The 6,483-nt window shown below is 45.4% G+C and carries 6 protein-coding genes; 5 read left to right on the top strand and 1 reads right to left on the bottom strand.

All coding sequences use genetic code 11. The features are described 5' to 3' along the window. Positions 1–2 precede the first annotated feature (2 nt). The 5 genes from IE165_RS17900 to ccoS all read left to right on the top strand — a co-directional run bounded on the left by IE165_RS17900 (position 3) and on the right by ccoS (position 5,834). Complete coding sequence (locus IE165_RS17900) at positions 3–1,061, top strand: response regulator (protein ID WP_189628028.1); 1,059 nt, start codon at positions 3–5, stop codon at positions 1,059–1,061. A gap of 307 nt (positions 1,062–1,368) precedes the next feature. Further along, the gene (locus IE165_RS17905; protein ID WP_189628029.1) at positions 1,369–1,812 is read left to right on the top strand and encodes a Rossmann-fold NAD(P)-binding domain-containing protein; all 444 of its coding nucleotides are present in this window, start codon (positions 1,369–1,371) and stop codon (positions 1,810–1,812) included. After that, complete coding sequence (gene hemN, locus IE165_RS17910; protein WP_189628030.1) at positions 1,793–3,151, top strand: oxygen-independent coproporphyrinogen III oxidase; 1,359 nt, start codon at positions 1,793–1,795, stop codon at positions 3,149–3,151. The genes IE165_RS17905 and hemN overlap by 20 nt, the downstream gene beginning before the upstream one ends. Before the next feature lie 61 nt (positions 3,152–3,212). Continuing rightward, positions 3,213–5,612 (top strand): heavy metal translocating P-type ATPase, encoded by a 2,400-nt coding sequence (locus IE165_RS17915; RefSeq protein ID WP_189628031.1) that lies wholly within the window; start codon positions 3,213–3,215, stop codon positions 5,610–5,612. A gap of 42 nt (positions 5,613–5,654) precedes the next feature. Beyond that, entirely contained in the window at positions 5,655–5,834 is a 180-nt protein-coding gene (gene ccoS / locus IE165_RS17920) for a cbb3-type cytochrome oxidase assembly protein CcoS (RefSeq protein ID WP_189628032.1), read from the top strand. 86 nt (positions 5,835–5,920) lie between these two features. On the opposite strand, the gene IE165_RS18585 is transcribed toward ccoS, so the two are convergent. Further along, complete coding sequence (locus tag IE165_RS18585; protein ID WP_262891186.1) at positions 5,921–6,055, bottom strand: hypothetical protein; 135 nt, start codon at positions 6,053–6,055, stop codon at positions 5,921–5,923. Positions 6,056–6,483: the final 428 nt, after the last annotated feature.

Below are 6,483 nucleotides of genomic sequence, written 5' to 3' on the forward strand. Positions count from 1 at the left end.
CAATGGCAAAAAAAATACTAATAATCGAAGACAATTTTGAAATTCGCGAAGGAACAGCGGAAATCCTTTCTTTGACCGGTGACTACGAAATACTGACTGCCCCCGATGGAAAAATAGGGGTGGATCTAGCTGTAAAAAATAAACCAGACCTCATTCTTTGCGATATCATGATGCCCGAATTGGATGGATATGGTGTGCTGTACATGTTAAGCAAGAATGAACTAACCGCCGATATTCCCTTTATTTTTTTAACAGCAAAATCGGAACGTGCCGACCTGCGCAAGGCTATGGAGATGGGCGCTGATGACTACCTCACAAAACCTTTTGATGATATCGAGCTGCTGAATGCTATTGAAAGCCGTTTTCGTAAAAGAGAGAAACTAGCGGGCCAAGCAGGCAGCAGGACGCATCTCCACCTGAGCGAAGATGAGCAAAACTACTTATTGCAGGATCTCGTAAAAGACGCGCGGGTCAAGATATTTAAGAAAAAGCAGTCTATTTATGAAGCGGGAGACTCCCCCGTCTTTGTGTACCACCTCTTGAAGGGTAAGGTGCGAAGCTTCCTGTTTTATCAAGATGGGCGCGAACTTTCCACGGACATCCATATACACGATACTTTTTTTGGCTATGAAACTGTACTACTCAACGAGAAGTATAGCGATAATGCCGCCACCCTGGAAGATTCCGAAATTGCTTTAATCCCCAAAGAACGTTTTTTTGAACTTTTGTACAATAAACCGGTTATCGCGGGTAAGTTTATTAAATTGTTGTCGGGCAATATTCGGGAAAAGGAAGAGCAGATGCTGGGCTTCGCCTATGACACCGTGCGCAAGCGGGTGGCTAATGCTTTGGTTAACGTGGCCGAAAAGACAGCTTCTTCTGCAGAGCAGGACGAAGTTTTGATACGTATTTCCCGGGACGACCTTGCCGCGCTGGCAGGTACCGCAAACGAAACGATAAGCCGCATGTTGGCGGATTTCAAAGATGAAAAGCTGATAACCAAGGAGGGAAATGCCATCCGGATTTTTTCCATTGCGAAATTAAGGGGTGTGAAGTTTTAGAATACCCGCCTAAATCAAGACCTGACATGCTTTGTAATCATAGCCTTAAGATGCGAATTGGGCATGTGGGAACATTAGCCTAACCCGCATTTCTTAGGGATAGACAAAACTAATTTTAGCATAAAGACAAGGGTTCGGGTCTGCGGCTTTAGCACGGTGGTGTGCACATCATTTTTTTCCTCGGCACGAGCATAGGTGGGAGCCGATTTGTTTCTGTGACCAGTATCATTTTCTTTTTTGATGCATCACATGTAGCTCGACTCTGGGCAGCGGTAATTTTGTAAATATCATTTACAGAAAGGACCCCATGAAAGCTGTTGCCTATAATATAAAGGATTTCGAAAAAGAGTCGCTTGCACTTGCAAATGGAAAGGTGCATGATTTGACGTTAATATCCAATGGTTTAAATATCAATACGCTGCATTATACGGCGGGAAAGGAGGTAGTGATCGTTTCAGAAGATGACCGGCTGGATGCCAGTATTTTGGAAGAGCTAAAGGCGGTGGGCATATTAAAGATCGTCACACGATCATTGAAAACAGACCATATCGATCTATACAGGGCCGCCGATCTCAACATACAGGTTGCCAACACGCCTTACGCCGACCGAACACCGAAAGGAATAGCTGAACAAACCATCCGTAACCTGAACCTATGGGATAAGGGAAAATGTGTAGGCACAGCTTGCCGCTGTGTTAGGGATTGTAATACGCTAGCGATAAACCACAGCGATGGAAAACATAACAGATAAGTTGACGGAAAAATACAATGTTGCGGCGCCCCGCTACACAAGTTATCCCACGGTTCCGTTTTGGGATCAGGAAGCATTTCATGTAGACGGTTGGCTGCAGCGTTTGCAAGATACTTTTGATCGGTCTAAAGATGTCGGTATAAGCCTATATATTCATCTTCCATTTTGTGAAAGTTTATGTACATACTGCGGATGTAATACGCGTATTACCAAGAATCACGCGGTAGAGAAGCCTTATATTTCGCATCTACTGAAAGAATGGGGGATGTACAAGGCACTGTTGGGCAACAAAATCCGCGTGAGCGAAATTCATTTTGGTGGAGGCACGCCGACATTTTTTGAGGCCCGTAACCTCCATTTTTTGGTCGATGAATTACTAAAGGATGTGCTTGTTGCCGATCAAGCGGTGTTCTCCTTCGAGGCTCATCCGGCGAATACCTCCGACGAACATTTGCAAACACTGTTTGATCTAGGCTTTACGCGGTTGAGCTTGGGTATACAGGATTTTGATCCGCATGTGCAATTTCTGATCAATAGGCATCAAAGCGTGGCCGACGTGGAGCGCGTTGTCAGTGCGGCACGAAAGATCGGTTATCGCTCGATTAATTTTGATCTGATCTATGGATTGCCTTTGCAAACGCAAGAAAAGATCGCAGCAACGATAGGGCAATCCCTGCTGCTAAATCCCGATCGTATTTCTTTTTACAGCTATGCACACGTGCCTTGGTTAAAGCCCGGTCAACGGCGCTTTACAGAGTTTGATCTGCCCGTGGGGCAGGAAAAGTTGGCCTTATATACCTTGGGAAAACAGTTGATCGAGCGGGACGGCTATCGCGATGTGGGCATGGACCATTTCGCACGGGAAGAAGATGAGTTGTTTAAGGCCGCGGAAGATGGTCGCCTTCATAGAAACTTTATGGGCTATGCCGATCGGTATACGCCGTTGCTGCTAGGTTTGGGGGTTTCGTCTATCAGCGACGCCTGGACTTGCTTTGCCCAAAATGTAAAGACGGTCGAGGAATATTACCGATTGTTGGATGATGGGCAGCTGCCCATCATGAAGGGGCATCTTTTGAACGAAGAAGATGGCTGTATTCGTCAATATATATTGGATATGATGTGTCGGTCGTTCGTTCGTTTGCAGCCGGATAGTCTGTTGACAGCAGCGATATTGGAACGTCTGCAGCCTTTGCAGGAAGATGGGTTGGTAGATGTGCTGGGAATGCATGTGCAAGCTACGGTAGTAGGGAAGTCCTTCCTGCGAAATATCTGTATGGCATTCGACCAACGGTTGCACCGCGCAGTGGCCTCTAAGAATGTATTCAGTCAGGCAATATAGCGCCGAAACATAGCTTAACTTCTTAATAACAAATGTAAGTGTACCCCAAAAGCGATTCAAGATGAGTGCTTATAAACTGCTGGAAAAAACCACTGTATGTTACCATTGTGGCGATGCTATTATGGAAGAAACTTCCCCTTATCAATTGGATGATCACCGTTTTTGTTGCTTAGGTTGCCAAACCGTTTATCAAGTGCTCGTGCAGAGCGATATGCAGAGCTACTACCGGTATAATACCCATCCGGGTAAATCGCAAAAGGATGCTAAAGCAGATTTATCCTACTTGGACGAGCCTAACATTGTACAGAAATTAGTGGATTATCAGGATGAGGATCGCAGTATTATCACGCTGTATATTCCCGCTGTGCATTGCAGTTCTTGTATTTGGCTTTTGGAACATCTCTACAAGTTGAACGATGCGGTGCTCGCTTCGCAGGTTGATTTTATGAAGAAACAGGCGAGTATTACCTTTAAGTCGAGGCAGTTGTCGCTGCGGGACTTGGTGGAGTTGTTGACGCAAATTGGCTATGAGCCAAAGATTACTCTACAGGATGTTGTGAAACAAGGGAAGACGGTCAACAACAACCAGCTGGTTGCCAAGATTGCCGTTGCCGGCTTTTGCTTCGGGAATTCAATGATGTTGAGTTTTCCAGAATATTTCGGCATGGATGCTTTCGAGAAGAACTATGCGAATTTTTTCGGATACATGAATTTAGGCTTTGCTGTACCTACCTTATTGTATAGTGCTTCCGATTATTTCCGGTCCGCTTGGCACAGCGTCAAGCAGCGTCAACTGAATTTGGATGTGCCTTTGGCATTGGGAATTTTCGTTATTTTCTTACGAACGGCCGTAGAGGTTTTATCCCAAACAGGACCCGGTTTTGCGGATACGCTCTGTAGTTTAGTGTTCTTCATCCTGATTGGTAAGTGGGTACAAGAACGTACCTATCACCACATCTCTTTTGAACGTGATTATCGTTCTTATTTTCCGGTTGCGGTGACGGTAGTGGGGGATGGAGCTGATCAACCCGTCCAAATTGCCGATCTGCAGGTTGGCGATAGGATACGCGTGCGCAATAACGAGATTGTGCCCGCGGATGCGATCCTGCTGAAAGGCCGTGCTTCCATCGATTTCAGTTTCGTGACCGGCGAATCCAAGGTGATGTCCAAATCGCTGGGTGAGATTGTGTATGCCGGCGGTCGCCAAGTGGGCGAGGCCATAGAGCTAGAGGTGGTAAAGCCGGTTTCGCAAAGCTACCTCACTAAATTATGGAACAACGAAAGCTTTAAGCAGTATGAGAAGAAATTCGATACATTCATAGGTTTTATCAGCAAGTATTTTACGATAGGGTTGGTTACTATAGCACTGGTTGCGGCAACATTGTGGCTAGTTGGCGGCGATCCTGCGCGCGCCTGGGGTGCATTCACGGCGGTGCTGATCATCGCTTGTCCCTGTGCGTTAGCGTTGAGTTCGCCCTTTACGCTATCAGCGGCACTCTCTATTTTGGATAGGAATAAGATGTATGTCAAAAACACAGCGGCTGTGGAGCAGATGGCTGCTATAGATTGCATAGTATTTGATAAAACAGGAACTATTTCTTCGCCGAAGTCATCGACCATGCTTTTTGAAGGTAACTTGAGTGCGTACGATCGTAAATTGATTCATGCTGTTTGTCGACATTCTAGTCATCCGCTAAGTCGAGAGATTGTTAAGTGGTTGTCGGAACATGCATCGCTGGAATTGACCGCATTTGATGAACAGGTGGGGAAGGGGATTGTGGCGGAACTTGATGGGCATGAATTAAAGGTTGGTTCGCGCAGTTTTGTTGTTGGATCCATGGCTAATCAAGATGCAACGGAAGTGTACATATCCGTAGATGGAGACCTTCGTGGTTTTTTCAGCCTAGAGCAATCTTGGCGGGAGGGCTTATCTTCGGTTGTGCATGCGTTCGAGGAAGGGTATGCGCTGCATCTGTTGTCGGGTGACAACGAGCGTAGGGCCGATGCGCTTCGCGCAATTTTTCCGCAACCGTCGCAGTTGTTGTTCAACCAAAGCCCTGCCGATAAGCTCTATCGCGTCGAAGCTTGGCAGGCTCAAGGTTTGCAGGTGTGTATGCTCGGGGATGGCCTCAATGATGCAGGAGCATTGAAGAAGGCTGATCTAGGTATCGCTGTTTCAGACGATATCAATAACTTTTCGCCGGGATGTGATGCCATATTGGATGGCGCATCATTTGATGAATTGCCGCGTTTTTTTGCCTTTGCGAAAGATGCGGTGAAAGTGATTCATATGAGTTTCGCCATTTCACTAACTTACAACATCATTGGTTTGAGCTTTGCTGTGCAAGGAACGATGTCGCCCTTGTTTGCAGCCATATTAATGCCGATAAGTACCGTGACGGTGATCTCGTTTACCAGTTTGGCGACCCGTTGGTTCGCAAGAAGAAACCGATTAGTTTGACAGCTCTTTGATGTAATGATGGGGAATAATGATGCGTGTACGATGAATATTATATTTTTTTTGATTGGCTGTAGTATCTTGATAGCCTTGATTTTTCTTGGCGCTTTTTTCTGGGCAACCCGAACGGGGCAACATGAGGATACCTACACACCTTCTGTTCGTATTTTGTTTGAAGATGAAATTTCGCAAGAAGGGGCTAAGGAGGAAACGCGTAAGGCTTAGGCGTCTAGGGAGTGTTTGATTGGATCGACAGAAAAATAAAATGCTTTATTCACATAAAGCACCTCTTTTTCTTCGTCGTTTGAGGACTAACCTCGTTTGTTGTTTTTAGACCTGATGTCTATTTTTTCGGAGCTTTGCTCAACGAACCCCCAGTTTGTCATGTAATACATGTAAGGGTTTTTCTCTAGTTTGGTCATGTTCATCTTTTCTTTTTTTATCATATAATACCTTTCTTTGGTGTATGTTATTAATGTAACAAAAAATGTTCCAAAATACGAATGGTGCTTTTTACCGAAATTACGATGGCTAGGTTGGACCGATGGTATGCTTTTGTAGATCGCTCCTGTAAGGCTATAGCAATCTAAAAGCTGGGTCACGCTAAAAATATCCCACAGTATTCCAGTATCTTGTGTGCCGTCTGAAAGAAATAAGCTGGAATAATTTGCAAGATATATGCCAAAGTTTCTATCTTTGCACCACTCCGCAAGGGAGGGACGATTGAAAAGCGAAAAACAGAAGATGGAAAAGGCCTTTAACGAAGGGCGTTTCCACGGTTTCGGTCCCCGCTGGGGCAGCAAAAAAAGTTCAGATTTATTTTGCGAAACCGGAAAAATCTTCTACCTTTGCAGTCCCAACGAGAAGGAGGGAA

It is taken from the genome of Sphingobacterium griseoflavum, assembly GCF_014653155.1.
Lineage (GTDB): Bacteria > Bacteroidota > Bacteroidia > Sphingobacteriales > Sphingobacteriaceae > Sphingobacterium > Sphingobacterium griseoflavum.